This is a genomic window from Actinoplanes sp. NPDC048791, from assembly GCF_040650095.1.
In the GTDB taxonomy this organism is placed as follows: domain Bacteria; phylum Actinomycetota; class Actinomycetes; order Mycobacteriales; family Micromonosporaceae; genus Actinoplanes.
In genome coordinates this window covers 1-2732 of sequence record NZ_JBEZGQ010001070.1, presented here as the reverse complement: position 1 = coordinate 2732, position 2732 = coordinate 1, and the positions used below count along the sequence as shown (strand labels likewise).

Here is a 2732-nt window from a genome sequence, read left to right as displayed (position 1 = left end):
GCGCCTCGGCCTCGCAGCGGGTGGTCCTGCACGGGGACCTGCACCACGAGAACGTGCTGGCCGCGGTCCGGGAGCCGTGGCTGGCGATCGACCCGCACGGCGTGCTCGGCGATCCCGGCTACGAGGTCGGGGCGGTGCTCTACAACCCGTTCGACGGCGACGAGCCGGTGCTGGAGCTGCTGCCGGCCCGGGTGGAGCAGTTCGCCGACGGCCTCGGCCTGCCCGTCGACCGGGTGGTCGCCTGGGGCTTTGTGCAGGCGGTGCTCTCCGAGGTGTGGGATGCCGAGGGTGGCGCGAGCGGGCCCGGCCAGGCGCTGCGGGTGGCGCTCAAGCTGGCGCCGCGCCCCTCCTGAGCAGGCTCAGCAGCCGCACCAGCTCGGCCCGCTCGGCGGTGGTCAGGGGCGCCAGCAGCTCGTCCTGGATGGCCTCGGCCCGGTCGGCCAGCTCCCGGGCGCGTTCGCGGCCGCGGCCGGTGATCGTCACGACGTTGCGGCGCTTGTCGGCCGGGTCCGGGCTGCGCTCGACGTAGCCGTCCGCGGTCAGCTCGTTGAGCACCGCGACCATGTCGCTGAGGTGGATGCCGGTGCGCCGGCCCAGCTCAGCCTGGCTGGCCGGCCCGTCGAGCAGGGTCTCCAGCAGCCGGTAGTGGTAGCCGCGCGCGCCGACCTCGGCGAAACGTTCGGTGACCAGGCGGCCGGCGTGGGCGGCGGTCTGGGTCAGCAGCCAGCTGGGGAGGTGCTCCATGTGTCGACTCTAACATTTGCCCGACTAACGTTAGTGGCACTAACGTTAGTCGCATGAACGATATCGCGCCGTACCGGATCGACGTCCCGCAGGCCGACCTCGACGACCTGGCCGACCGCCTCGACCGCACCCGCTGGCCCGACGAGCTGCCCGGCGCGGGCTGGGACTACGGCATCCCGCTGGCCCGCGTACGCGAACTCGCCGAGCACTGGCGCCACGGTTACGACTGGCGGCGGCACGAGGCCGAGCTGAACGAGTCCCCGCAGTTCCGCACCGAGATCGACGGCCAGCGCGTCCACTTCCTGCACGTCCGCTCGGCCAACCCGTACGCGCTGCCGCTGCTGCTCCTGGACGGCTGGCCGGGCTCGGTGCTGGAGTTCCAGGCCCTGACCGGCCTGCTGTCCGACGACTTCCACCTCGTCGTGCCGTCACTGCCCGGCTTCGGCTTCTCCGGGCCGACCGGGGAGCGCGGCTGGGACCTGCACCGCATCGCCCGGGCCGTGGCCGAGCTGATGACCCGGCTCGGCTACCCGCGTTTCGGCGCGCACGGCGGCGACTGGGGCTCGGGCGTCGCCCGCGCGCTCGGCGCCGCCGTCCCCGAACGGGTCGTCGGCGTACACGTCAACTATCTGCCCACGCCCGGCCCGGCGACCGGCCTGACCGGCGCGGACCGCGACCGGGCCGAGCGGACCGCGGCGTTCGCCGCGAACCGGCCCGGCTACCAGGTGCTGCAGGCGACCCGGCCGCAGACCATCTCGTACGCGCTGACCGACTCGCCCGTCGGCCAGCTCGCCTGGATCGCCGAGAAGTTCACCGAATGGGTCGACCCGGCCTCCACCATCAGCGACGACGTCCTGCTCACCGACGTGTCGATCTACTGGTTCACCCGGACGGCGGGTTCGTCGGCCCGGCTGGCCAAGGAGAGCGGCTACGGCACGCCCTGCCCGGTGCCGATGGGGGTGGCCGTCCTGCCGCACGACATCGTGCTGAGCGTGCGCCCGCTGGCCGAGCGCCTCTTCGACATCCGGCACTGGACGGAGCTGCCGCGCGGCGGGCACTTCGCGGCGCTGGAGGTGCCGGTCGAGCTGGCCGCCGACATCCGCGCCTTCTTCCGCAGCCCGGTGATCTCGCCCTCACCGTAGTGCGGGTCCCGCGTCGCGGCGCCCGGCACGGGGAAGAGTGGAGGCATGCGACTCGATCTCAGCGGCAGGACTGCTCTCGTCACCGGCTCGACCCAGGGCATCGGCCTCGCGATCGCCACCGGCCTGGCCGCCGCCGGCGCCCGGGTGGCGATCAACGGCCGGGACCGCGACAAGGTGCTCGCCGTGCTCCCGAGCGACGGTGACTACGTCGCCGCCCCGGCCGATCTGACCACCGACGACGGCGTCGCCGCGCTGCTGGAGGCGTTGCCGGAGGTCGACATCCTCATCAACAACCTCGGCATCTTCGGCGCCCGGCCGGCGCTGGAGATCACCGACGCCGAGTGGCGGCGCTACTTCGAGGTCAACGTGCTGACCGCGGTCCGGCTGACCCGGGCGTACCTGCCGGGTATGCGCGAGCGGGGCTGGGGCCGGATCCAGTACATCGCGAGCGACTCCGCGGTGGTGACGCCGGCTGAGATGATCCACTACGGCATGACCAAGACCGCGCTGCTGGCGGTCTCCCGCGGCTTCGCCAAGGAGGCGGCCGGCAGCGGCGTGACGGTGAACAGCGTCATCGCCGGACCGACCCACACCGCCGGCGTCGAGGAGTTCGTCTATGAGCTCGTGGACCGCGACCTGCCGTGGGACGAGGCGCAGCGCGAGTTCATGCGGCTGCACCGGCCGCAGTCACTGTTGCAGCGCCTGATCGAGCCCGAGGAGATCGCCAACATGGTGGTCTACCTCAGCTCCCCGCAGGCGTCGGCCACCACCGGTGGCGCGCTGCGCGTCGACGGCGGTTATGTCGACGCGATCCTGCCCTGACGGATACGCCCGGCCGGACCGCGG

4 protein-coding genes are annotated in these 2732 nt (G+C 72.9%); 3 read left to right on the top strand and 1 reads right to left on the bottom strand.

Annotated elements, in window-relative coordinates; all coding sequences use genetic code 11:
• The coding region (locus tag AB0C29_RS42280) for an aminoglycoside phosphotransferase family protein (RefSeq protein WP_360833127.1) at nt 1–353 on the top strand (353 nt) is incomplete at its 5' end.
• Here AB0C29_RS42280 and AB0C29_RS42275 read toward each other — a convergent pair.
• The gene (locus AB0C29_RS42275) at nt 328–744 is read right to left on the bottom strand and encodes a MarR family transcriptional regulator (RefSeq protein WP_360833125.1); all 417 of its coding nucleotides are present in this window, start codon (nt 742–744) and stop codon (nt 328–330) included. The two genes, AB0C29_RS42280 and AB0C29_RS42275, sit on opposite strands and share 26 nt — an antisense overlap.
• Nucleotides 745–797: 53 nt before the next feature.
• Here AB0C29_RS42275 and AB0C29_RS42270 point away from each other — a divergent pair, with 53 nt between their 5' ends.
• Nucleotides 798–1886, top strand: coding sequence for an epoxide hydrolase family protein (locus AB0C29_RS42270; RefSeq protein WP_360833123.1), 1089 nt, complete (start codon nt 798–800; stop codon nt 1884–1886).
• 45 nt (nt 1887–1931) lie between these two features.
• Nucleotides 1932–2708, top strand: coding sequence for an SDR family oxidoreductase (locus AB0C29_RS42265; RefSeq protein ID WP_360833121.1), 777 nt, complete (start codon nt 1932–1934; stop codon nt 2706–2708).
• The last annotated feature ends 24 nt before the right edge of the window (nt 2709–2732 follow it).